The sequence below is a fragment of the Lysinibacillus sp. NPDC093692 genome, assembly GCF_050280125.1.
Taxonomy (GTDB): Bacteria; Bacillota; Bacilli; order Bacillales_A; family Planococcaceae; genus Lysinibacillus.
This window is the reverse complement of the sequence record NZ_JBNNUW010000008.1, coordinates 99,842-123,871: the sequence shown is the minus strand read 5'-3', so window position 1 is coordinate 123,871 and position 24,030 is coordinate 99,842. Positions and strand designations below refer to the sequence as shown.

19 protein-coding genes and 3 pseudogenes are annotated in these 24,030 nt (G+C 33.0%); 16 read left to right on the top strand and 6 right to left on the bottom strand.

All coding sequences use genetic code 11. The features are described from left to right. Window positions 1-12: 12 nt before the first annotated feature. From ACQKN4_RS11045 to ACQKN4_RS11035, 3 genes are all read left to right on the top strand, one after another. On the top strand, window positions 13-252 hold the full coding sequence (locus tag ACQKN4_RS11045) for a hypothetical protein (protein ID WP_079562609.1): 240 nt from the start codon (window positions 13-15) through the stop codon (window positions 250-252). 124 nt (window positions 253-376) lie between these two features. Next, window positions 377-583, top strand: coding sequence for a hypothetical protein (locus tag ACQKN4_RS11040; protein ID WP_079562610.1), 207 nt, complete (start codon window positions 377-379; stop codon window positions 581-583). 24 nt (window positions 584-607) lie between these two features. Further along, entirely contained in the window at window positions 608-1,183 is a 576-nt protein-coding gene (locus ACQKN4_RS11035) for a hypothetical protein (RefSeq protein WP_427483671.1), read from the top strand. A 1,264-nt stretch (window positions 1,184-2,447) separates the two neighbouring features. On the opposite strand, the gene ACQKN4_RS11030 is transcribed toward ACQKN4_RS11035, so the two are convergent. Next, complete coding sequence (locus tag ACQKN4_RS11030; protein ID WP_079562612.1) at window positions 2,448-3,095, bottom strand: MOSC domain-containing protein; 648 nt, start codon at window positions 3,093-3,095, stop codon at window positions 2,448-2,450. A gap of 281 nt (window positions 3,096-3,376) precedes the next feature. Between ACQKN4_RS11030 and ACQKN4_RS11025 the strand changes: the two are divergent. The 6 genes and pseudogenes from ACQKN4_RS11025 to bluB form a co-directional block, all read left to right on the top strand. Continuing rightward, window positions 3,377-3,594, top strand: a pseudogene (locus tag ACQKN4_RS11025) (Lrp/AsnC family transcriptional regulator); the annotation flags it as partial. Window positions 3,595-3,680: 86 nt separating this feature from the next. Further along, window positions 3,681-4,604, top strand: a complete 924-nt coding sequence (locus ACQKN4_RS11020) for a LysR family transcriptional regulator (protein ID WP_079562613.1) — start codon at window positions 3,681-3,683, stop codon at window positions 4,602-4,604. Between the two features lie 197 nt (window positions 4,605-4,801). Continuing rightward, the gene (locus ACQKN4_RS11015; RefSeq protein WP_079562614.1) at window positions 4,802-6,322 is read left to right on the top strand and encodes a succinate CoA transferase; all 1,521 of its coding nucleotides are present in this window, start codon (window positions 4,802-4,804) and stop codon (window positions 6,320-6,322) included. 210 nt (window positions 6,323-6,532) lie between these two features. Next, a complete protein-coding gene (locus ACQKN4_RS11010; protein WP_079562640.1) occupies window positions 6,533-7,171 on the top strand; it encodes an HD domain-containing protein in 639 nt (212 codons plus the stop codon). A gap of 290 nt (window positions 7,172-7,461) precedes the next feature. Continuing rightward, entirely contained in the window at window positions 7,462-7,596 is a 135-nt protein-coding gene (locus tag ACQKN4_RS11005; protein ID WP_427483670.1) for a hypothetical protein, read from the top strand. A gap of 393 nt (window positions 7,597-7,989) precedes the next feature. Then, entirely contained in the window at window positions 7,990-8,631 is a 642-nt protein-coding gene (bluB, locus tag ACQKN4_RS11000; RefSeq protein ID WP_079562615.1) for a 5,6-dimethylbenzimidazole synthase, read from the top strand. 129 nt (window positions 8,632-8,760) lie between these two features. Here bluB and ACQKN4_RS10995 read toward each other — a convergent pair whose 3' ends face one another. Beyond that, window positions 8,761-8,907 (bottom strand): hypothetical protein, encoded by a 147-nt coding sequence (locus tag ACQKN4_RS10995; RefSeq protein WP_427483669.1) that lies wholly within the window; start codon window positions 8,905-8,907, stop codon window positions 8,761-8,763. Between the two features lie 922 nt (window positions 8,908-9,829). On the opposite strand from ACQKN4_RS10995, the gene ACQKN4_RS10990 reads away from it, so the two are divergent. Next, window positions 9,830-11,080, top strand: a complete 1,251-nt coding sequence (locus ACQKN4_RS10990; RefSeq protein WP_427483708.1) for a DUF445 domain-containing protein — start codon at window positions 9,830-9,832, stop codon at window positions 11,078-11,080. Between the two features lie 799 nt (window positions 11,081-11,879). Here the strand turns inward: ACQKN4_RS10990 and ACQKN4_RS10985 are convergent. Next, window positions 11,880-12,026 (bottom strand): YrzI family small protein, encoded by a 147-nt coding sequence (locus tag ACQKN4_RS10985; protein WP_427483668.1) that lies wholly within the window; start codon window positions 12,024-12,026, stop codon window positions 11,880-11,882. A 1,252-nt stretch (window positions 12,027-13,278) separates the two neighbouring features. On the opposite strand from ACQKN4_RS10985, the gene ACQKN4_RS10980 reads away from it, so the two are divergent. The 5 genes from ACQKN4_RS10980 to ACQKN4_RS10960 all read left to right on the top strand — a co-directional run bounded on the left by ACQKN4_RS10980 (window position 13,279) and on the right by ACQKN4_RS10960 (window position 18,244). After that, on the top strand, window positions 13,279-13,953 hold the full coding sequence (locus tag ACQKN4_RS10980) for a serine/threonine protein kinase (protein WP_427483707.1): 675 nt from the start codon (window positions 13,279-13,281) through the stop codon (window positions 13,951-13,953). A 502-nt stretch (window positions 13,954-14,455) separates the two neighbouring features. Next, window positions 14,456-14,800: a hypothetical protein gene (locus ACQKN4_RS10975; RefSeq protein WP_079562620.1), complete on the top strand. Its 345-nt coding sequence runs from the start codon at window positions 14,456-14,458 to the stop codon at window positions 14,798-14,800. Between the two features lie 258 nt (window positions 14,801-15,058). Then, entirely contained in the window at window positions 15,059-15,625 is a 567-nt protein-coding gene (locus ACQKN4_RS10970) for a TetR/AcrR family transcriptional regulator (RefSeq protein WP_079562621.1), read from the top strand. A gap of 57 nt (window positions 15,626-15,682) precedes the next feature. Next, window positions 15,683-17,539 carry an alpha/beta fold hydrolase gene (locus ACQKN4_RS10965; protein ID WP_427483667.1) on the top strand — a complete coding sequence of 619 codons (1,857 nt, stop codon included), beginning with the start codon at window positions 15,683-15,685 and terminating at the stop codon, window positions 17,537-17,539. Between the two features lie 444 nt (window positions 17,540-17,983). Further along, complete coding sequence (locus ACQKN4_RS10960; RefSeq protein ID WP_079562623.1) at window positions 17,984-18,244, top strand: hypothetical protein; 261 nt, start codon at window positions 17,984-17,986, stop codon at window positions 18,242-18,244. A 46-nt stretch (window positions 18,245-18,290) separates the two neighbouring features. On the opposite strand, the pseudogene ACQKN4_RS10955 reads toward ACQKN4_RS10960, so the two are convergent. Beyond that, window positions 18,291-18,818: pseudogene (locus tag ACQKN4_RS10955) on the bottom strand (tyrosine-type recombinase/integrase); the annotation flags it as partial. Window positions 18,819-19,019: 201 nt separating this feature from the next. After that, window positions 19,020-19,652 (bottom strand): annotated as a pseudogene (locus ACQKN4_RS10950) (IS66 family transposase zinc-finger binding domain-containing protein); the annotation flags it as partial. A gap of 528 nt (window positions 19,653-20,180) precedes the next feature. Here ACQKN4_RS10950 and ACQKN4_RS10945 point away from each other — a divergent pair. Further along, window positions 20,181-22,493 (top strand): glycoside hydrolase, encoded by a 2,313-nt coding sequence (locus ACQKN4_RS10945; protein ID WP_079562624.1) that lies wholly within the window; start codon window positions 20,181-20,183, stop codon window positions 22,491-22,493. A gap of 760 nt (window positions 22,494-23,253) precedes the next feature. Here ACQKN4_RS10945 and ACQKN4_RS10940 read toward each other — a convergent pair. Further along, window positions 23,254-23,802: a DinB family protein gene (locus tag ACQKN4_RS10940; RefSeq protein WP_427483666.1), complete on the bottom strand. Its 549-nt coding sequence runs from the start codon at window positions 23,800-23,802 to the stop codon at window positions 23,254-23,256. Window positions 23,803-24,030 lie beyond the last annotated feature (228 nt).

Sequence of the window (24,030 nt, the reverse complement as noted above, 5' to 3'; positions counted from 1 at the left end):
GTTTTTTAGAATTTGCAGCGTCAAGATAGGAAAGAATTATCTGTTGGATTAGGAGGCATCCGGTTCAACGATTGTGTAGCTTTTGTTACAATACTACATGCTTCGCTTTTGTTTGGTAAGGGTTTAAGAACTGCTAATTTTTCAAAAGACAATCAGTTAGAAATAATATATGTTGAGAATGGTAGTAAACAAAAAATAACAGCAAATTATTATATTGAAAAAGATTCTGTATTATATATTTCTAATACCTAGCTAAAAAACACGAAAATTAATGAAAGTATTAAATTATATTGTAAGTAGCAATATAAACAAGTATTTTTAAAATTTTAGTAAACAATATACAATAAGATTTGGTCAGGGTAATTTAGTATCTATTGTGAAGAAAAGTGGTCCAGGAGATAGAAGAATTTTTTCATTTGAATATGCAATAGTTACTTTCAAAAATGGGAAAAAAACTGTTAAAGAAAAAGCTTGGCATTATCATTTAGGGAATCCTAATGTTCACTATGTTTTCAGATGGAATGGTCAGTATATAAAAGGATATACATTTACTGGTGAAAAGAAATATATGTGGGTATGGTAAAAGGAAAATATAAAGGAGTTAATTATGGGGTTTTACTTTGAGTATGTAAATATTGATTGTGAGAATGTCCAAGATTATTTAAAAAAGATGCCTTTTGCTATCAAAGAATTACCTCAATTTCTTATTGATATTTCTGGGCTTTATTTACCTGAATGTAATGAGAATTGGTTTCCTTCTTGGATAAAAAAGATAAATGGATTTCCACTGTACTTTTTCATTGAAGTTGAAGATTACATGAAAAAAGAATTCAATTCATTTTGTGTTCAATATGCATTTTATCCTAAAAACTATGATTTAGAAGGAAAGTATAAAATTATAGAAGTTGTAAATGAAGGCAAATTGAAACAGTTGTTTTCTTTAGTCATACCAATATCATGTGCAGGGGATCTAGTATTGTGGGTCACGCAAAAAAATATATTCTTTGAGAAGAATAACTCAAATAGTAAACAAATTCGCATGCTAGATGGTCAAAATATTTTTTGCATAGGACACGATTGCGAAAATTTGCTTATCTTGTCAAATGCCTCTAACTTCAAAAATGCTAAAGAAATGTCCAATACTTTTCCAGAAGGTACAAAGTATGAAGATAATAACGGTTAAATAGGTTTTAAAAAATAGTTAAAGAAAATGATGAACATCAAATTCTCGATGTTCATCATTTTTTACTTTTAACAACACACATTATAAAAAAGTCGGAATGACTAACTGTGTAAACTTTGTGTCCCGTTTTTTTCGAAATTACGAATAAATTGCGAATGTGCGTACTTGGTGTTCTTTTACAATTATGGGGTGTTGGCGTATAAGCCCTCCCTCAAGCCAAATGATTTTAGTTTACATAATATAAATACCTTGGTCACAACTTTCTAATTATCGGATGGTTCCAATAATTTATCCTTCACAAGGGGATTATTCGTTTAAATAATGCTAATTATCATTTAATGTAGATTTGTCCAATATTCATAAAAAATATTCATAAGAGCGAACAAACTAAGCTAGTTGATACTATATCTTAACAAAGGATAAAAAGGTGATACGGAGTATTTTTCCTTATCAACTTTTTTATTATTATGAAATTATTTTGTGGATAGTTTAGTCAAATTAGTTAGTAGCAACATCGAATACGGAAATTGAATTAGCTGAAAAATGCTGACAGCAAACTTCGTATTTGTCTGGGGTTGAAATAGGGGATAGGAAGATTACCATTCAGACGTTAGAAAAGATTACTGAGGGCTTGGAAAAAGACACCAAGTCGTATCTTTAAATTTGACACTCTAAGCTTCGATAATAAGTATTTTGAAAAAAAGAGTTGAGTATGATCTTGCAAAATCTAATAGAAGATAAAAGGAAAAAATTACTAATGAGATATTTAATACATACAAATATTGAAGGGATAAGGAAAAGCTGTAGTCTAAAGTTGTAGAACAGGAGGTGCTCATCCTATATTATGTAAAATCAAGAAACACGGAATACTTTTATTGTGCGCTGTGAGAGCAATCGAGATGGGCAAGGGTACGTGTTACTGAATCTCGATTGCTCTCACAGCATTATTATCAATGTGAAAATTTAGTAATTAAAGTATGGCTTTCGGAGTGAATTCGTTATTTGCTGGCTTATTAGCTCCATTCGCACCGAACGATTCTATAATCCTATTAATCGTTGCGCTTTCTTTCCTTGGGTTGGGCTAGAAATTTGGAATAAGTGGTACTGCTCCTTATCCAAATTTCTATATAGGGATTGTGGCATAAATCAGGATATTTAGTTGAACATCGGGAAAGATACTCCTAAAAATGATTATGTGTCGGGACCCCATCTTTTTGTTTGTTCGTATTTTTTCGTTAAAAAGCGAATGGGAACCCTAGATACATTATTTTAATTTTGCTAAACGACTTGTTAACGGTTCACGCCAATCCTCTGCTAGTTCTGGAACAGCTACAATTTTCTCCATTGCCTCAATATCCTTCCGTCTATGAAAATATACTTCGTTAGAAAATAGAATAGAAACTGAGTCAGGATGACGTTCTAGCAGTTTTATTTGTGAATCTTTACGAACGATACCTTCTTCAAGAACGCGACATAAATAACCAGTATAACCGGTCGCTACAATGCGAGGTAAAATCCCAGGAATGCCAAGTCTTTTTGAAATGGTACTGCATGGGATTCGGCTTTGTGTAACTTGAATAATGGCCTCTCCTAATTGATATGTATCCCCGATGAATACATCACATTCTAACATATTTGTTACAGTAATGTTTTCACCAAATGTAGATGGAGGGAGCTTCGTTTGAAATTCTTGTTCCCACTGTGCGTAATGTTCATAAGGATAGACGCAAACTGCTCGATCAGGCCCACCATGGAACCTTAGGTCAGCTACACCGTCTCCCAGAAATCCATCTTTTGATAGGAAAACCTCTTCAGCAAGTTCTTTACAGATACCTGTTGTCATTTCTTTATTTACTGCATATTTCATTGGTTTCGGTTTACCAATGCTAAAATGAACAAGTTCAATTCCCATATATGTTCTCCTTTAATACTGTTTTCAATATTGTTGTAGTTTTGAAATACTCTTGTTTTTATAAAAAATTTTGTTCACTTCTGTGTCCTTATGCCATTAAAGCATCCCTTTGTTGAAGTTCATAAAAATCTTTTTTCATATCCCAAATCGCCTCCTGATACCCTCATTTTATACAAATATAGAAGGCTAATAAATATGTTTAATAAGGATATTTGATTGTTTGTATTTATTATATAAAGAATTTAGGGTATTCTATTTTATAAAAAAAGGTCGTATAATTTATGGACCAAATTGATAAAAATATCGTGGGATTATTACAGTCAAATGCAAAAATTTCAATGAAGGATTTAGGGAAAGCCGTTCACTTATCTTCTCCGTCAGTAACTGAGCAAGTATGGAAGTTAGAGGAGCAACAAATTATTGAAGGTTACCATGCACATGTTTCTCTAAAAAGCTAAACCGTCCAATTTCTGCACTAATATTGTTTACATCAAAGGATTATTACTTTAAAATACAATAACTTAATAACTAAATTATCTGATTAACAAAAGTAATAAAAATTTCATTAAAAAGGATTGAAGTAGTATGGAATTACGGCATTTAGAGTATTTTTTAATGGTTAGTAAGGAACTACATTTTACAAAAGCAGCTGAAAAATTAGGAATCTCACAGCCCACTTTAAGCCATCAGATTAAGATGCTTGAAACAGAAATAGGTTATTCACTATTTAACCGGGTTGGCAAGAAAATTGAACTTACTAAGGTAGGAGAAATTGTCCAACAAGAAGCATTGAATATTCAAGGTTCTATTCAAAGTATATCTTCTCAAATTGCAGCATTTTCGAAAGTAGAAATCGGGGAATTGAGGATTGCTGTGTTGCCCGGGGAAATAACGGATTTGGTATCTACTTTGTGTATTCAATTTAACCAGCTATATCCGAACATTAAAGTGTTCATTGAAACTACAGACCAAGTAGAACAGGCCATTCTAGAGAATCGAGCTGATTTTGGTATTGGTTTTCAACTTAATCAATATGAACTGTTGCAAGTAACGAAGTTGTATGAGGAAGAATTTTATTTGATTAGTAATCAAAGTAGTGAAGAGCAAAAAGTTTCATTTTCTTCTGTTTTAGATGGCCCTCTTATTTTATTTCCAAGTATGCATCAATGTAGAAAAGTACTTAATAAGACCAGCAATGAAATTGGTAAGCCATTAGAGCCTATTGTTGAAACGTCTAGTATTAAGTCTATCTTAGATTTAGTTCGAAGTGGTGCTGGTCGTAGTGTTATCTCGCGCACATTATACGAATTTTATGATACAGAGGATTTATTTTTCCAACAAATTGAAAAACCATCTTTGACAAGGGCAGTGTATCTCATGTTTAAAAAGAACTGTTTTATTAATTATGCAGCACGTGAATATATTAAGTTACTAGTACGTGAAATCGAAAAGCTTCATTTTCACACAGAGAAAGATGACATTAATTCTTTGTATGGTTTTGTATTATAGTTTTTATCTATCATTATTATAGAAATGATGTAATAGACGAACAGTGGAGTCCTCTTTACAATGTAGACAAGACAGCTCATGGAGATGAGAAGTAGACATTGTAAGGGGGTTTTTAATTGACAACAATGTCTATGAATATCATGTCAAAAATTTGTAAAGTAAAAACAAGGTATAAAACTAATATGAGGTGATTGTTAATGGGAAAAGATTTAAGTCAATTCATCAGAAATAAAGCATTTGTAGATAAAGTTGTTTCGGCAGAGGAAGCAGCTTCTTGGATTGAAGACGGAATGAATCTTGGAATGAGTGGATTTACACTTTTCGGTGAGCCAAAAGAATTTCCACTTGCACTTTCTAAGCGTGGTGAGAAAGAAGACTTCAAAATCAATCTATATACCGGGGCTTCATTAGGGCCAACTGCTGACCAATCAATGGCTGAAGCTGACATCATTAATTTACGTGTTCCTTACCAAGCTAACCCTGTAATGCGTGGGAAAATCAATGCAGGTGAGATATACTATATTGACCAACATGTATCACATACAGCAGAAGAAGTAAGAAAAGGGTCATTAGGAAACCTTGATTATGCAATTATCGAAGCAGCTGCGATCACTGAAGAAGGTTATATTATTCCAACTGGTTCTGTGGGGAATTCACCCATCTTTGTGGAACAAGCTGATAACGTTATCATTGAACTTAACACTACTGCTCCTAAAGCGTACGAAGGCCTTCATGATATCTTTGTACCAAAGAATCAAGGTGAGCGTAGAGAGATTCCACTGTACAAAGTTTCAGATCGAATTGGAGAAATTGGAATCAAAGTTAATCCAGATAAAGTAAAAGGAATTATATTATCAGAACAGCCTGATATTCCTTCACCGTTATTTGAGCCAAATGAAGAAACACAGCAAATTGCAAATAACTTATTAGAATTCTTAGCTGGTGAAGTAGAAGCTGGAAAATTGACAGAATCATTAGCTCCATTACAGTCTGGGGTAGGGTCTGTTGCTAATGCAGTTTTAAATGGTATGAAACATTCTCAGTTTAAAGATATCGAAGTTTTTTCAGAAGTATTACAAGATGGTATCTTTGACTTGATCGATGCTGGTGTAGTTAAATTTGCAGCTGGTACTTCGTTCTCACTTTCGAAGAAGCGTGTTGATTCACTAGCTGAAGATTTAGAAAAATACAAAGGGAAAGTTTTGTTCAGACCTCAGGAAATTTCTAATCATCCAGAAATTATTCGTCGTTTAGGCGTTATTTCATTTAACACTGCGATTGAAGTAGATATTTACGGAAACGTAAATTCAACTCACGTTAGCGGAACAAAAGTGATGAATGGAATTGGTGGATCTGGTGACTTTGCTCGTAATGCTAGAATTACAATCTTTGTAACGTCTTCCCTAGCAAAAAATGGAGCTATCTCAACAATCGTTCCTTTCGTATCACATATCGACCATACAGAGCATGATGTAGATGTAATTGTGACAGAGCAGGGATATGCTGATCTTCGTGGACTTCCACCGGTGAAGAGAGCAGAAAAGCTTATCGAAATCGCACATCCTAAGTATAGACCACAATTACGTGCTTACTTTGAAGAAGCAAAAGAAAAAGTGGGTGGGCATACACCACATATTCTTGAGAAAGCTTTTTCTTTCCATACAAGCTTAAAAGAAAAAGGTACGATGTTAATTGAGAAAGAAAAGATAAAAAAATAATTTATGAGACTAAAAAGGGGTGCATATGTAATATGTAGCCCTTTTTATATTTTTTTCTGAAATCCAAATTTAAATAATTTTTAAGTGCTTCATTATAGATTTTATCTATCATTATCATAGAAATGATACAATAGACGAATGATAAAATTCTCTTTACACTGAAGATAAGTTCATAAAGAACTATCAAATTGTAAAGGGGTTTTTTTTATGATGTTTCAAGAAATAGCAGGCATTAAAATTCCAGATTCTCAATTGGCGAAAGATGCAGTAGATATTTTACGTGAGCATGGAAATGACTTGTTGTGGAATCATTCGAATCGTGTGTTTTTATTTGGTGCAGTCAACGGAAAAAATGCTAAACAGAATTATGATTTAGAGTTGCTGTATGTTAGTGCATTATTCCATGATTTAGGCTTAACAGAAAAATTTAGTAGCCCAGATTTACGATTTGAAGTGGACGGTGCAAATGCAGCAAGAAGCTTCCTACAGCAGTATCAAATTCCAGATGAATCGATTCGTCTAGTATGGGATTCGATCGCATTACACACTACACCTGGCATTGCAGAACATAAAGAGACTGAAGTAGGATTACTCTTTTCAGGTGTTGGCTTAGATGTGATGGGGGATGGATTTGAACAATTTCCTGCGCACCTACGTGAAGAAATTATAAAAGCCTTCCCTCGTAACAATTTCAAACAGGAAATTATTCCTGCGTTTTATGGAGGCTTTAAGCATAAGCCAGAAACTACTTTTGGTAATATGAAAGAAGATATTGTTCAACATTTTAGACCGGAATATAAAAATAAGAATTTCTGTCATTGTATCTTACATTCACCATGGTCAGAATAAGAAACCGCAATAGCAGCGTAACGAGGTAGAAAGTTTGAACATTTGTATAGGGTTATTCTTTGAATTTTTAAACGTTGTAAACCCGTATTTTTCTGACCACTAAAGGAGTAAAAGAAATTTAGGTAGATGACGACTGTTCAACAATCGGGCGCTTTCATGGAAACATGGAAAGCGTCTTTTTAGATTATTCAATGATTGAGATTTATCAATATCTTAGATTATTGAATATTCTCAGTAGACAAATATAGTTTTTAATTTCCCAAAATGAAAACAAAAAAAGGAGAGTTATTATGTCAACCCAAAAAGAACCAATTCAATTTCCAAATAGCAAACAAACACAGTTTGCAAAGGGCGTAACGCTAATCGACATTGTTAAAGAAATCACAAGACTAGCGAAAAAAGCCGCTGCGGAAAGTGTAAATTGAAGTGAATTATATTGTTAGAGCTAATTGTCCGTAAATAATCCTAACAAAATATAATAAACGAATTATATTGCACCATTTGTTCTGAAACATTCGTGTTTAAGAGATAGAAGTGCTATTTGTCCATCGGCTGAACACATCAAGAATTAAATAAAACACGAATATTATATTTAAAGTTGTCTATATGAAACTGAACGGAAATGTGGTAATCGATTTGACGAATGTTAATCCGAAGTAAGGAGAGGTGGAGTCAGATTTATGCGGATACAGCGATAAGGACAAACATACCCAAACCACGCTTTTTGGTGCATTTTTACTTCAACTTACGTGGCAGAATAATGAAAAATCAGTTAATATTAAAAATAAACATTTTTGAAAAGAAAAGGGGAGAAATTTATGTTTTCTAATGAAGAAAGAGAGTCTATTTATAAAGTTATTTATAATAGGAGAGATATTCGAAGTTTTTTATCAACTCCTATCCCTGAAAACATTATACATAGAATATTAAATGCAGCTCATCATGCACCTTCAGTAGGATTTATGCAACCTTGGAACTTTATTTTGATTTCCACTGACAAAATTAAAGAAAAATTGGCTTGGGCAGCAGAAAAAGAAAGCCGAGCATTAGCTATTCATTATGATGGGGAGAAAAAAATGAAATTCCTTGATTTAAAAATTGAGGGTTTAAAAGAAGCTCCTATGACTATTTGTGTTACATGTGACCCTACAAGAGGAGGTTCCCATGTATTAGGACGAAATTCAATTCCTGAAACAGATATTTTATCAACAGCCTGTGCTATTCAAAATATGTGGTTAGCAGCTTGTGCTGAAGGGCTTGCGATGGGGTGGGTAAGTTTTTATAAAAAGAATGATATTAGAGACATTTTAGAAATACCACCACACATCGATCCCATTGCTCTTATATCAATCGGTTATACTGAAAATTACCCAGAAAAGCCCATTTTAGAGTTAGCTAATTGGGAAAAAAGACGTTCTTTAGAACATCTTATTTTCGAAAATAAATGGGGACAAAACTAAAGACTTAATAATCTATCAGGGTGCGTTAATTGAATAATGTTGAATTGCATAGGCAACTCTTTTTTTTATTGAACTAACGAAGTAGTTTAATTTAAGAAGGACTTTTTGCATTAAAGTTGCTAACTGAACTTATAAAAGTTTCTCCTTATTACTCGGGTGTATATCACCTGTTTTAATGCTTATAACCTCTACTCGAATTGTTTCACTTACCAAATCGACTTGTTCCCAGATCAATGAAACGAGCTCAGAACGCCTCAGACCTGTTGTTGCTAACAATTTAAACCATTATCTCATTCCGCATCGAAAAACGTGATTTGGCGCGTTCTAAATAGCTGCTTTAGATCCGTTAATGTCATATAAATAGGAAGTATCATCGGTCTTTGGCGATTCAATCCCGCGCGTAAAATCATTAGGAAGGTATCGTTCAATTAAACAATATTTGGCGAACTATTTTAAGGAAGAGATTTTTCGGTTCACTTGCAAGTATAAAACCTCCAGATATCGTATTAAACTATAATTATTATCTGTACAAAATCATCCCATTATCGTAAAAAAGGGGATTATTCGTTTAAATAATGCTAATTATCGTTCAATGTAGATTTGTCCAATACTCATAGAAATTATTCATATTAATGAACTTAAATAGTTGTAACAGAAATATGATACAAGTTTCATTGAAGAATAATTATATTGATATTTATTGAGGAATTCATGAAGAGTCGAACATTCAAATATGTATGTTCGACTTTTTTTATTCATTCAGATATATAATTGAACAGAAATAAATCAGAAATCAGGTTAATTTTAAATATTGCGAATAAAGTATTTAATACTTATAAAAAAAAGAGAAATAAGCGAGAAATGACTTTTAATAACCACTCAGTAGAGTAAGAAGAATAATACATTATCATTAAAGAGTGCGTTTTATTATCTGAGCATACTCTAATGTTATGTCAAATAACAGGTATCCGTACTAATAATAAATATTAAAATCTAAGCGTTTTGCTTACTATTTACATTGTTGATTAATTGTTGAAATCAATCCGATTTAGTATGCTATTTACAATGTTATTATTTTTTTATCTTCAAAAACGGAACCCTTTAAACTTTGACAAGGGGTATTATTTTTAGAAGTCTCTAAGTAAGTCTGATTAAATCTAATATGTATATAGAATAATTTAAGAGGTTGATTACATTGATGAAAAAGGGAAAAAAATCAAATTATTTAGCGAAGATTTCTTTGGGAGTTATGAGTGCAGGATTTCTCATAACGATTCCATTTCAAGAAACCCTTATGGGAAAATTATTGCAAGGGGGATTTGAGGCAGGACTTGTTGGGGGGTTAGCAGATTGGTTTGCTGTAACAGCTCTTTTTCGCCACCCAATGGGTATACCTATCCCACATACCGCATTGCTTCCAAAAAACCGGAATAGAATGATTACAGCTCTTATAACCATGCTTGAAAATGATTGGCTCACTAAAGAAAGTATTAAAGAGAAAATCCAACAAATTAATTTTGCAGATAAACTAATACAACTTGCTGAGAAAGAATTGTCATCCGTAACTTTCAAAAGAAGAATGTGTTTAGTTCTTAAAGAGATAATTAATTTTGTAAATGTAGAAAAAATAGCTCCGTTTATGGAAAAGGTCTTAAAGGAATATCTTCATTCTTTAAAAGTAGAAAAAGTTCTTGAATCTATAATTACCCAAGCACTTCACAAAAAATTAGATGAAAAAGCATTGAACTATACCTTGACTGAAATCGAAAAGTGGATGTCAAAAGAAGAAGCAAAGCAGAAAATAGGAAGAATAGCCAAACAATTACTAGATAATATCGAAGCAGATGGCTTTTTAAAGATGGCCATTAGTTCTTTTCGTAATTTAATTACCGAGGAAAAGCTCGGAACTATGCTTCAACCATTTATGCTTAAAAAAATCATTCTTTTACAGAGTGATGATAACCCCTATAGGAATTTGATTCTTTCTCGAATTAGAGAAGAGTTAGAAGGCATACAAGATAAGGAACAATTAATGGTTGAAATAAATAATTGGAAGGAAACACAAGTAAACAATTGGAACACGGTAGATCAAATTACAGAGATTTTAAAGCAACTACAGAAGAAGTTGATTCTTCTAGTCGAAGATGAGGATTTTATTGATAAGTATGTGATCTCACTTATTCAAAACTTTATAAATAGCATAAAAACGCCTGAAAAAATGGAAAGTATTGAACATTGGATTCAAAAGCAAATTTTACACTACCTTGATAAGAACCATTCAAAAATAGGTGTTCTTGTCAAAGAAAATCTGGAAAAATTAGATAACGAAACTCTTATTACTATGATGGAAAATAACATTGGTAAGGATCTACAATGGATACGAGTGAATGGTGCAATTTGCGGGTTTTTCATAGGAATTATCTTAACAATCTTGAAAACTATTATATAGGATCAGTTCGTCAGGTAATCCTAATCCTGGTTGAAATTGTAGCTGATGGAGTTTATGTACGCAGGAAAGGGAATATATGCTATCAGTGTTTCATGGGGAGAATCACTGAACGCTCTAATCCAAAGTGTTAGCAACAAACCTATTGAAGGAAGTTTAACAATCAATCCAATAAAACCATTGCAGAAGAATTTTGGTCAATCCATATGAATACGGTAGCAGCAGCGACGTTTTATTCAGATAAAGATAGCTGATATACGGGTGCATAAATTAATGGCAAAGCAAAAACACAATCGGTTTAACGTGGTGAATTGCAACTGTATCGTAAGAAATATCACGAAGTAGCAGCAAATGGCTACGATGGATTTTCTTTATCAATTGCAATTAACAACTAATCATTTTTATAAATCCAATTTCCATTCCTATCTATTTGAAAACTTTTAATAGCTATTACTATGTGGAAACTTTGTTTATTACAAATGAAATTGTAATAAACAATATGCTACATGGATGGCCGATAGGGCAGAATAATGGAATTAAGTTTAGTATTTTTTTAAACTACATCAAGTTGTATGTGTAACATATCATATCGCTTAAAAAAGTGCAAAATACCTCCTGAAGCAACCCGTCCTAGATTAGAACGGGTTAGTTTTACGGAGATTATAAAATTAAATAGCTATATTGTCACTTTATATTACTTCATCTGGTGGTTGTGTCTTTCTCCAGCCATAAAACTGCATGATGTCTTTTGATCATATAAATCATTTCATTTCCCACCTTTCATGTTTTTTAATTAAGAAAATTAATATTGACGAATACGAATATAATTATCTACTTTTCTTCGGTTCTCTTCAAAGATTTTTTTCGCATTTTCATTATGAAGTGCTTTCTCAAGAGAGATCTCACGTTTTGTAATAGTTATCGTGAGAGCAAAAAAGTTTAATATCATTTATGATCACCTCCTTAAATTACCATAAAAAATAAAAAAAACCGTAGAGAGACTCCTCTACGGTGAAAAAAGGCACAAAAATACCGCAGGGGCACACTTCTCCCTGCGGTATGGGTATGCTAAATTACAAAAAAACTTAAGCGATCCATTCCGATCTGGTCGAATGTGTGATTTTCATTTTTACTTTAGTTGTGGCTAACAATGACATCAATTTAACGATAACGATCATCTCATTCGACCTCCTTAAGAATTTTATGTTTACTTTGTAAGTATATCTATATTTAAGTTGTTTGTAAACATCTTTTACTAAGATTTCCTGATTATTGAAGCGAGAGCCGTTATTTCTCATCAGGGTCAACGTATTACTGTTTAACGAGCTATCGTAGGGCTTCCTGTTAACTAGCGTATTAGCTATAGAATACACCTTAGAGGAAATTTGCGAAAAAGGTAAGTCAGAGGATGTCGGTATTGCTATGAACGATAGCTATGATTGTGAGATTGTCGTAGTCAATTAGTATGAAGAGAGTACAACTATTCAAATAAAATTAAATGAGTTGTATAAATTACCGCAAAATAGAGTGGACTTCATAAAATATAGACGCCAAAGTAAAATCTTTAGTGTCTTTAAATTTTTGAAATTGTGAGTTTGTCTGGACTTTCTTGTCCAAAAAGTAGGGAATTATCTTTCGTCTGTAGTTTCTTGTCCATATACACATATACAACAGATATTATGGGCGTTGACGTATCCAAGCCCTCCTCCACGTCAAATAATTTTAGTTTACATAATATAAATACCTTGGTCACAACTTTCTAGTTATCGGAAGTTTCCTATAATTTATCGTTCAAAAGGGGATTATTCGTTTAAATAATGCTAATTATCGTTCAATGTAGATTTGTCCAATATTCATAAAAATTATTCAAAGAGTGATGAACATAGCTAGGTGTTTCAGAATCACAATATATGTTCTTTGAGGATCAAAATAATTAAAACCTATCATTCTACAAAAAACCAATTTAAAAAATTCAAAGTAAAAATTCGATGTTCAGGAATTTAATTAAAATCTAAGAATATGATAATGAGGTATTCAAAATAATGATGAAAATAGTACCCTCCAAGCTTTTACGGGAGTGTTAGGTAAAAATCAATGAACTGCAATGTATAATCTGAATTTTGTTAAGAGGAATAGAGAATCACTATTAAAGTAACTTGGATAATGTAGGTTTCTTCAATGCTAATGAAGGGAGTGATTATTTGGAAAACGACTGGGACAAAGCTATTGGCTCTCTTTCTAAAATTAAAGTATTTTCAAATCCAAATAACGATCCAGTAACCATAAGTGGTGAAGCTAATGATTTGAAGTGTATAGGTGTTGGAACAGATGCGGCTGTTTTTCAGTCTCTTTCTGCCCCAGCCTATGCATTTAAAATATATGCCAAGGACAAATTACACAAAGTAAAAGTTGAAGCAAATGTTTATCAATTATTAGAAGATTCACCTTTCTTTTCAACATGTTTTGCTTCATATGACGAATATCTTATTTTAGGCTATGAAGAAGGAACGACTCTCTTTGACTGCATTCTACAAGGTATTCACATTCCAGAACAGGTTGTAAATGAAGTGGAGGATGCAAGAGAATATGTTCGGAATAAGGGCCTCAACCCCCGTGATATCCATTTGAAAAATATTTTACTACAAAATGGAAGAGCAAAAATAATTGATGTCTCTGAATACACATTACAAGGTAATGATTTTCGATGGGAGCATTTAAAAAAAGGATATGAGCAATACTATCATTTAATAGATGGAAATTCTGTGCCGTTTTGGTTAGTAGAAACGATTCGAAAGTGGTATAACCAGCGGGGAAAGAATTCTTCATATGAGGGGTTTACAAAGAATATTTTAAAACTTCTGTTTAAAAATAATTGAACTAACCGGGGCTTTACTTCATCTATGGAGGAAAAGCCTTTTCTACTTAAACAAACGAAGTGTAAAATGATAAGAACTTCGGGTCCAATTATTTTATATTCTTCTCCCTATCTATAATAAATTCTAATAACAATTTGATACTTTTAAAAAAATACATTATCAGGTAATTTTTATATAAAAAGTGTAAATCAAAAGTATTCCGCAATCGGGCGCTTTTCTGTAATGAGGAAAGCATCTTTCTTTATGAAAAGGGCCATATTGTTTAATTGTTAAACTGAATTATATATATGGTGAAATTATATTATAGAGAAGGGTTTACATGAATTTTTCTGGAGATATGGTTGGATTGTTGTTTCAGTTAATACCTATATTGTTAGTAGCGTTACTATTAAGATGGGTTCAGATCATTTGGGTAAATATTGAAATCCAAATTGAACAAAACAAAGAAATCATCTCTTTACTCAAAAAATAGTAGAGAAAAGATAAGAGGAGATAAAAAGCAATGATTGAACAATGTAAATGTGATGAAACATATGATTTAAGAGTAGAAGCAGATATCGGGGCTGATGCTATATGGTGTAATAAATGCCTCTGTAACTTTGAAATATCATATGTTCCAATTTCCATCGAACTGCAATCGGAATTAACAAAATGGATATTAAAATATGGTGAGTGGATTGATTGGGCTAATGATGAAATAGTTCCTATTGGAATTGAACTTGAAGAAATACATAATCAACAAGGATTAAAGCTAACGGAAAAAGTAAGGAAGGAACTTGAAGGGAAATACAAAGTTTCATTTTCCCCTTCTACATTTGCAAAAAGGCATGCAAACAAAAAGAAGTAAACTGCTATTACATAAACAGGCGCATTACTTTTAAAAGGAATGCGTCTTTCTTCATCTAAAGGGCCAGATTGTTGAATTGCAAGCCATCCAAAACAGTTTTGGGGTTCAGTTCAACTTTGTTCAAAATGAGATTAATTATTAGCAGTAAAATCAATTAAAGTATAGCTTTTTTGATCAATTTTATTATAAAACTAACAAAAATACTTGCAACACCTATTATAGGACTGTATAGTACTAATTATGACAAGGGTAAAATTAATGAATCAAAAACGTGTGATTGAAGTAGCTGCAACATTATTTTTAGAAAAAGGGTTTGCTTATACAAGCATGGATGAATTAGTTCGTGTAAGCAAAGTTTCAAAGTCTAATGTGTATTATCACTTCTCTAATAAGGAAGAATTGTTGGAAGGGGTCGTTGATTATTGGATAGAAATGTATCAATCTGCAATTGATGGCTTACTATCTCAAAACCAATTATTAGTTGAAGATCGTATCCAACTGTTTTTAAAGCAATTATCACAAGGAGTTCAGACGAGAGAATATAAGGGGAGCTGTCCATTTATTACGCTTTATATTCAAAGCCCTGCAAATGCCACAAAAGTAAAAGGAAAAATAGGTCTTTTTTTTGCAGGATTACAAACGAAAGTTTCTCTATTACTTAAACAAGGGATAGAGAATGGTGAATTTAGAAAGACAATTAATATTGACGAGGTTGCATCTCTTTTTATTACAAATCTTGAAGGAGCGCTATTTATTTCAGAAACACTGAAGGATGCAACTGTAATCATGAAAACAGCAGATCATTTTTTTAACTTGCTTCGATAAAAGAAGCATTTTTTTTACATCAAATTAGTACTGAATAGTACTAAAAGGGGGATTTATATGAGAACAGTATTTTTAACTGGTGGCACAGGTTTTATTGGAAAGCAATTAGTGATGGAATTAGCCAAAGAGCATGTTACAATTCTTCTATTAGTGAGATCGAAAAGTAAAGCAACACGCATTTATCAAGAAAGAGGCATCTTAAAAGAGGCAGTTATGCACTTTATTGAAGGTGATTTGTCGAAAATAGACTTAGGTCTAAGTGCTGAAGATAAGGAGTTGGTATTGAAAACGGATGTGATTATTCACGCAGGTGGCCCCATGGATATTCAAGCGACAAGCAAAGAGGCAGCTTCCGTATTTTTGAATGGTGCCCAACATATTAGTGAATTCGCTAAAAATATTCATCGATTGAAGGGATTGCAACAATTTATTCATGTTGTAGGCTATATGAGTCCCTTTGATGATATAAATAGCAAGATTGCGATAGATGTGTTTAAAGAAGGAAACAATTTTTTGAAAATAAAAAATCCATATGAGAGAACAAAGTTTTTAGCAGATCTTTATATCCGTCAGCAGGCATCAACAGTAGGTTATCCGCTTTCAGTAATTAATCCACCAACTGTAGTTGGTAGTAGTAAAACAGGGAGTACGGAGCAAACAGGAGGCTTAGGCTTACTTGTGAAGAGTATGCGAAAGGGGCTCATGCCAGTGATCCCTGGAGGTAAGGAATATAGATTACCACTTATTGCAAACAATGAACTAGCAAAGTTTATTGTGCAGGTTTTCAGATTGGGGCAACCAACTATACAGACATATACACTTGTTGAAGATAAACAACATGATCAGAATATTTCAGAATTATTAGATGCTATGTCAGAAAGTATGAATATGACTGCACCTAAAATTTCTGCCCCATTGCCATTTTTGAAAGCACTTATGAATAGTGGCGTAAGCAAAATAACCCAAATTCCTGCTGATGGGCTGAACTTTATTACAAATCGAACATTTTCAAATGGTTCAGCGAAAAAGATTATGGGAGAAGATTGGTTTAAGGAGACAAATGTAATGAAATTTTTCCCAGCCGTAATAGCTGATCTGGATTATCGCATGATGTATCAAAATGGCCAGCCCAGTCATTTATTTAAACGAACATTATGTAATAATACTACCATTTACCAATCACAAGGAGAGGGTAAACCGTTTATTTTATTACATGGTTTATTAAGTGATGGAGAGGATTTATTTCCTTTAGGGAAAGAGCTTCATGAAAAAACGGGTCGACCTGTATGGATCATGGACCTTCCAGGTTTGGGACGTTCTCCTTTTAAACGAGAGAAAAATCTTTTAAATATCTATTTGAATGTAGTGAAAAAGTTATTGGAGAAAGCTACTAACGGTGCCCATCTAATTGGCCATTCATTTGGTGCGTATATTCTTTTGGAAGCATTAGTACAAAAGTACATAGATAAGAAGTATACAATTACTTTACTTCAGCCACCTGTTGCTAAAAAAAATGCTAAATTGATAAATGTTCCTCAATTTTTGAACAAATGGACATTGAAATTGGCAACTACTAATTTGATAGAGCGTTATTTATTAAGTAATGGTTTATTTGAAAGTACGGAGAGCATCCCTGAACATTATATTGAAAAAATAAGTAACAGTTTTACTTCTCCTAGAATTTTAAATACCACGGTTCAGCTTAACAGTTTACTATTTAAAAACGTTCAAGGTGATTTCAATGAAGTAACAAAGTATAATCTTCGCATTATTTGGGGGGATTATGACAGAGGCTATTCTGCTCCTTCGCATCTTGGTAAGGTTGATTTTGTTCCATATGGTCATCATTTTCCTCTTAACCATCCATGTGAAACGGCTAATTTGGTAATAAAAAATAGTAGCACTAGCAGATGAGAGTGTGGGATAAATAAAAAGTGGGTAGTAAGATCGTTATTGTAATTCTAATTTCTCTTCGTTTACTTTGAATAAAGTAGTATTGAATCTAATAATCAACAAAGATTAAAAAAACAGAACTAACAAGTATGGTTCTGTTTTTTTAATATGAATTTAATATCAAATTGAGAAAACACATAAGACACCAAAGTCTAAACAATTTTGTCATCAAAGTAAAGTATAAACTTTGATGTCCATGTACAGTAGTTAACCAAGCCCTCCTCCACGACAAATAATTTTAGTTTACATAATATAAATACCTGGGTCACAACAGAACTAATGGATTTAGAAACGATCTATGAACAACTACCAGTAGCATATGAAAACCTATTAAAAAATCCACACTATATTAATGAATTTAAGGATCAACTAATTCGTTTTACTTTTTAAAAAAAGGAGCACGCAATGTTATCGAATACAAGTCCTTATTCTAATAATGCTACACTTTTTTCTAATCCTTCAATTGAAGGTAAAAATGTAACATCACCGTTTCAAACAGCTGAAGTAAACCCTTATTCTTATCGTCAACAAGTCGGGTTTCAATCAGAAGGATTTACAATGCCGTCAACAAATATGAATTATCCTTATCAACCGCAATTAACAACTAATCATTTTCAGTCTAGCTATCCAAATCAATTGAACGGTTACGATTTTTCTAATAAATAATAACTACCCATTTACGGGTAGTTGCTTCCTTTTAAAAAATAAGGAATCAAAATATTCGAAAAGAATCAATTGCTTTCTTTTTCTGTTCAAACTTAACATGTGTATAGACTTGAGTTGATGTAATACTTTCATGGCCAAGTAATTCTTGCAGTGTTCGTAAATCAACGTTATCTTTACTTTGCTGTAACATCAATGTTGCAAAAGTATGCCGTAAGTGATGTAGCGAGAAGCGGGTAGGTGGAAGGCCTGCTTTTTTCAATACATCTTAAAAAATGACATGTAAACCCCGCGGATCTAATGCTTTACGATTTTTATTTAGAAAAACAGGTTCTGTTGGATAAATTTGATATGATCTTAAAGAAGCTTTATAGGATGCCAGAAGCGGCATTAAGTGTGGATGAAGGGGCAATATACGTTCTTTTTTCCCTTTTCCTTCTATTCGAATTGTTTCACTTACCAAATCAACTTGTTCCCAGGTCAATGAAACGAGCTCAGAACGCCTCAGACCTGTTGTTGCTAATAATTTAAACATTAGCTCATTCCGCATCGAAAAACGTGATTGGGAGCGCTCTAAATAGTCAAATAGCTGTTATAGATCCGTTAGTGTCATATAGACAGGAAGTTTATCATCGGTCTTTGGCGATTCAATCCCGTGCGTAAAATCATTAGCTGTGAATGATTTTAAGGAAGAAATTTTTCGGTTCACCGAACGAGGTTTTTGTTTTAATGATCCTAATAAATATTGGATAAAGCGACGTACTTGGGTCTATTCCATTGCTGCATGGAACACCCAGTTTGAAAAGTTCTTATCATTCGTAAGCAGGCCATATCGTTCCCAACGGTAAAGAGGCAAGTATTGGATGAACTTATCATAGATGAGTTTTGCTAGAACGGTAGGTCCCGCAATGCTTCTCTGAATGGCAGCTTGTGGGGCTTTCCCACGTTTCATTTGTGCTTTTTGTGTGGCATCCATTTTGCAGTGCTTGCACTCGTAGGTATGTTCAATATGCTGAATGCGCATCATTTTTGCCGGAATGAATTTTGCTTCTTCACGCGCAATAGTTGTACCGGCTTCGGTCATTGGGCCAAGGTAACAGTCGCATTGTGTATTGGTGGGATGATGGTGAATTTCTTCTATTTCAATCCCATCATGAAAAGAATCATTCCGTTTTTTTTGTAATTTACGCTTAACAGTTTAAGTAACCGTCGCTGAGCTATGTTCTTCTGTGTGCTCAGATTCGTTAAAAGACGGATCGTCATCGAATAAAGAGCCATGTCAGTCTGGCCCTTGATACTTTGATTTTTCCGATTTTGAACCATATAAAGCCTTGGTTAATTGGCGAACTTGTCCAGTCAATGCTTCGATTTGTCGATTTGACTGAGCTAATTGTTGCGCAAGTATTCGAATTAATCGTTAATTTTGATTTTCTCGATTAGGAACGTTCTTCAAATCATTCACCACATTTCCGTTCAGAATAAGTTATGGATGATTATACCAGGGAGTATAAAAGACACCTTTTGCAGATTTCGTTATCGCTTTTAGCTGCTGAAGCGGTAAACCTTCTAAAAGCCAGCGAAGTTCCTTTTGTGAAAGGTTACGTACTTCCTTTTCATCTTTTCTTTTGTTTTTTGATTGCTACCTCACTCTTAGGATTTTTGTTGCAATGTGTATTCTCTATCAATACCTTATTTTTCAGCCATATTTACAATAGAAAGACCTTATTTCTTTATTTCCAAACTATTGGGGTTGGCGAATTGACATAAATGATTTAGAAAATATTTGGAGAACTTTTTACGAATTGGAAAATCAAAAATAGAATCTCTCTACTAAGGATTTGGGCTTGCCTTTTATTTTGAATTAAAAAATAATATGTTAGATTTGTTTGTCACATTAGTGTAACAAACCGATATTACTCTAGGTATGGAGGTGTGTTACATGAAAAAAATTCTATCAATCATGTTAATTGCTGCAATATTAACAAGCGTTCTTACGGGATGTAAGAAAGAAAAAATTAATACAGGTATAGAGGGTAAACCACAAATAAATAATTTAGACTTTAACTTTAGTGTGGATCCTGAGACACTTGCGCTTGAGGTGGAATCCAATGGAATTACTGAGAAATTATCTGAACCATTGGGGAAAATGAAAGTTTCAAATTTAAAAGACAGTGGAGATAACATTAGCTGGAACTACGCAGAACAGGGAATTAAGGTTGATATCGAAAAAAAAGATAAGTATGTTGATGTAACCATAAAATCCAGCAAAGATGAAGACAACATGTTTGCATGGCCAAAAGTGAAAGGTGACGGATATATGCTCCCATTAAATCAAGGGAAGTATATTCCAAGCAATGATTCAATTTGGAAAAATTACTTAAGTGAAGAAAAAATGAAGGTAATTGAGGCTTTATCTATGCAATTTTTTGCAGTTGATAAAAGTGGGTATTCACTAGTATATATAATTAAAAACCCTTATAATAGTGAAATTGTTTATAATACAGAAAACGATATTGAGTTTACTTTTAATCATGAGTTTCCAACTATTAATAAAGAGAAGGAATATGGTTTCAGAATATATTTAACGGAAAAAAATCCAGTAGATGTTGCAAAGACCTATAAAAATTATTTGATTGAACAGGGGAACTTCAAAAGCTTGGCGGATAAGGCTAAAGAAAATAGTAATATTGAAAAGCTTTATGGAGCACCTCATGCTTATTTTTGGGACAGAACTGTGATTTCAGAAGAAAATATTAAATGGGCAAAGCTGAGAGACAGTTTTCCCGAAAAACTGAAATTATGGATTCAGAGGCTATTAACTACTAATGTTGAGGATGGATCAGAGCTTTCATCAGCTTTTGAAGATTTAAAAACCTTAGATTATGTAGATAAATACAATAAAAAAAGAATAATAAAAGCCTTAAGTGCCGTAATGCAACTAAAGGAATTCTATAATCCGGAAGTATTTACTGAAACAGATAAAGATACTCAGAGGCTGTTAAACAAAGGAATAGAAAAATTAAATCCCGTTGAATTAATTGACCTAAATAAGAGATTATTAAAAAGCATGCTTGGAGAAGTAGTTGACCCAATAAAGAAGTGGGCAGATGCTAATACTGTGGATGTGATAAAGGACATGAAGGATTCTGGGCTAGAAAATATGTGGATCGGCTTGGATGATTGGCAGGAAGGATTCATTAAACCAGAGTTAGTAAAAGAAGCAGAAGAATTCGGCTATCTATTTGGTACCTATGATTCATATCATTCAATCCATGAACCAGGTAAAGAGAAGTGGGAAACTGCTAAATTTAAGGACACTTCACTTTACGAGAATGCAACTGTAACAAATAAAAATGGAGAAAAGATTGAAGGATTCCAAGGTGCAGGTAGAAAGTTGAATCCGACGCTTGCAATGCCTAGTGTAAAAGAAAGAGTAACTTCGATTTTAAATACTGGCTTAGCATTTAACTCATGGTTTTTAGACACAGATGGTACTGGAGAAATCTTTGATGACTATTCGCCAGAACATATTACTACTGAAAAGGAAGATATCCAGGCTAGGATTAAGAGAATGGAGTATCTGCAAAAAGAATGGAATATGGTAGTAGGAACTGAGGGCGGAAATGATTTTGCTAGCAAATCTATTGCCTTTGCACATGGAATAGAAACGCCATCATTTTCTTGGATGGACGAGGATATGGCAAAAAACAAACAAAGTGAGTATTACGTAGGGAGATACTATTCGAGTAATGGTGGAGTTCCCGAAATGTTTTCTAAACAAATACCACTAAAGGATAAGTACAAGAAGTTATTTTTGGATTCAAACTACACGATCCCATTGTATAAGTTAGTTTACAACGATTCAGTGATCACAACTCATTGGTGGGGATGGGGAACCTTAAAATTTAAAGACGAAATAACAAATAGAATGTTGTATGAGATACTTTATAATGTTCCTCCTTTATATCATATAGATAAACACGAGTGGGAAAAACATAAAGAAACAATTGTAAGGCATTCAAAGGTATGGTCAAATTTTAGCAAAAAAGCAATAACGAAAGAAATGACAGATTTTAAAATAATTTCAGATGATAGACTCGTTCAAATGACTGAATATGGCGAAGCATTAAAAGTAGTCGCGAATTTTTCAGAAGATAAATTTAACTATCAAGGCAAGACAATACCAGGAAAATCAGTGTTAATTATTGATGGAAATAGCAATACTATCTATTCACCGGAAAAAAAAGCGTGAAATTCGCAATAGTGTAACTGCTAATAATTTTCCTTTAGATAATCTTCAGAGAGGCTAAATCTGAACGCTAAGGAATAGTTTACAAGAAGACATAGAAGTAGCTTATCCATTGTGGAGGTTCATTGAAAAAAGGATAAAAAAGTAATAATTACGTATGCTGCAGTTAGCGTAAAAATATTAGAAAAAAGGTGAAGTTTACGTATTAAAATGTACCCTATAAGATAGACACTTTCAAAAAGGTCATCTTATAGGGTATTTTTGTTTATGTTGTAGAAGAAACGAGGAATAAAGGGCTGTCGGGAACAAGGCTAGGCTTGTCGTATTACATGAACGTTCGCAGCAAACTTTTTTATCAAACTTTATTCCAAACCAACACTAATATACATAGCTGTGGAACAGTACGAGCACATGGAGAAAAAATATTAAGACAGCTGGAAAAATGTACGTTTGTCTGGATATTCTTGTCCAAAAAGTAGGGAAATATATTATGTCCGGACATTCTTGTCCAAAATGTCTGTAGATTCTTGTCCATATACATATGGGCAGTTGACGTATCCAAGCCCTCCTCCACGCCAAATAATTTTAGTTTACATAATATAAATTATAGGAAGTTATGTATCAATGAAAAGTATACTAATAATAGTGAGACAAAACAGCTAAAAAAGTTAATTTAACTAGTAATGTTGTTTTTTAAGTATAAAATATGGGAACGCCCGATTTGGATGTTCCCATTCTTAATATGAAATCTGCGTTTACCTGCCTAAGCTTTTTGCATTTTACTTAGGAATACTATTTGCCCAATATGGTATGCGTCATGTAATGCTAAACTCTTCATTTCAAGCACTAATGATCTTTCTCCAGGTATCTGTCGATACAAATCTTCTTGTTCTGCTTTTGCTAGTATTTTTTCTAGTTCATTATGAACATCATAATATTCTTGTTTTGTTTCCTTCCAATTTTCAAACGTCAAAATTGGTAATCGAAATGTAGATTCATTATTATCTGCCCGTGGTTCATTCGCTGTATCACCAAGAAATCGCGTCAGAAGTCTCTTTTTATAGAAAAGTAAATGACAAACTAATTCCCAAATGGAATTCATTGCTCCCTCAGTTGGTTTCCAAAATGCCTGTTCAAAAGTAATTTCCTCTAGCACTTTTTCAAGTGCTGGAAACCAATCTTCTTCATCTAAGCAGCTTGTCCATTGTTGTAACAAAAGTGTCTTTGCATCCATTGTTTGTTCCCTCCAGTTTAATCCCTTTAATACATAATCCACTTTGTCAAAATCATTTACGGCTAAATATTTAAACAACTTTCACCAACCATTTTCTTTTCTTATAATGCGTTCTTACTTCTAAGCCCTTTAATGCGCGAAATGACCATAGTCTGCTATTTCAGCTGCAGTTAACCTTCAATTGGAGATTAAAGTTTAATCCATTTTGACTTCTGATAAACCATATATATAAATACGTCCTCTTTTTTGCATATTTCAATTGATATATGAATTCATCACAATCTTGCCACGCTAATTTACTCACAC

What these genes read in the sequence shown, in the direction of transcription:
- ACQKN4_RS10945 (WP_079562624.1), top strand. Translation starts at nt 20,181, where the DNA reads ATGAAAAAAATTCTATCAATCATGTTAATTGCTGCAATATTAACAAGC.
- ACQKN4_RS11015 (WP_079562614.1), top strand. Translation starts at nt 4,802, where the DNA reads ATGGGAAAAGATTTAAGTCAATTCATCAGAAATAAAGCATTTGTAGAT.
- ACQKN4_RS10965 (WP_427483667.1), top strand. Translation starts at nt 15,683, where the DNA reads ATGAGAACAGTATTTTTAACTGGTGGCACAGGTTTTATTGGAAAGCAA.
- ACQKN4_RS10970 (WP_079562621.1), top strand. Translation starts at nt 15,059, where the DNA reads ATGAATCAAAAACGTGTGATTGAAGTAGCTGCAACATTATTTTTAGAA.
- ACQKN4_RS10960 (WP_079562623.1), top strand. Translation starts at nt 17,984, where the DNA reads ATGTTATCGAATACAAGTCCTTATTCTAATAATGCTACACTTTTTTCT.
- ACQKN4_RS11020 (WP_079562613.1), top strand. Translation starts at nt 3,681, where the DNA reads ATGGAATTACGGCATTTAGAGTATTTTTTAATGGTTAGTAAGGAACTA.
- ACQKN4_RS10975 (WP_079562620.1), top strand. Translation starts at nt 14,456, where the DNA reads ATGATTGAACAATGTAAATGTGATGAAACATATGATTTAAGAGTAGAA.
- ACQKN4_RS11005 (WP_427483670.1), top strand. Translation starts at nt 7,462, where the DNA reads ATGTCAACCCAAAAAGAACCAATTCAATTTCCAAATAGCAAACAAACA.
- ACQKN4_RS11035 (WP_427483671.1), top strand. Translation starts at nt 608, where the DNA reads ATGGGGTTTTACTTTGAGTATGTAAATATTGATTGTGAGAATGTCCAA.
- ACQKN4_RS10990 (WP_427483708.1), top strand. Translation starts at nt 9,830, where the DNA reads ATGAAAAAGGGAAAAAAATCAAATTATTTAGCGAAGATTTCTTTGGGA.
- bluB (WP_079562615.1), top strand. Translation starts at nt 7,990, where the DNA reads ATGTTTTCTAATGAAGAAAGAGAGTCTATTTATAAAGTTATTTATAAT.
- ACQKN4_RS10985 (WP_427483668.1), bottom strand. Translation starts at nt 12,026, where the DNA reads ATGATATTAAACTTTTTTGCTCTCACGATAACTATTACAAAACGTGAG.
- ACQKN4_RS11030 (WP_079562612.1), bottom strand. Translation starts at nt 3,095, where the DNA reads ATGGGAATTGAACTTGTTCATTTTAGCATTGGTAAACCGAAACCAATG.
- ACQKN4_RS11010 (WP_079562640.1), top strand. Translation starts at nt 6,533, where the DNA reads ATGTTTCAAGAAATAGCAGGCATTAAAATTCCAGATTCTCAATTGGCG.